Source organism: Serratia sp. HNCC26DJ244 (assembly GCF_057180565.1).
In genome coordinates this window covers 1-273 of sequence record NZ_JBXUGO010000150.1, presented here as the reverse complement: position 1 = coordinate 273, position 273 = coordinate 1, and the positions used below count along the sequence as shown (strand labels likewise).

Annotated in this window: 1 protein-coding gene; it reads right to left on the bottom strand. The window is 48.0% G+C overall.

Annotated features, from left to right (window positions below):
* Positions 1 to 221, bottom strand: a 221-nt coding sequence (locus tag AC2A06_RS19025; protein WP_484381322.1) for a hypothetical protein, incomplete at its 3' end; no start/stop codon positions are given.
* Positions 222 to 273 lie beyond the last annotated feature (52 nt).

Genomic DNA, 273 nt, shown 5'->3' with positions numbered 1-273 from the left:
CCTAATGCGACAGGCGATGACTGACCATCAGTAAAGAGATAGCCGTGCTCATAGCCTTCCCCGGACAAGGGAACATAGGCATACAGCTGGCCATCTTCAGCCATTCCCAGTAACACCGGGTTGTTGGCTTCACCATTAAAGTAGTCTTCAATAATAATACTGGCTTGTGTGTCCCCTTCCTGGATCACGTGCAACGCCTTGCCGACACGAACTAAAGTCACGTTCTCCGGAGCAAAATCATTGCCTAGATTCTTTAAGACGTATTTATTACCG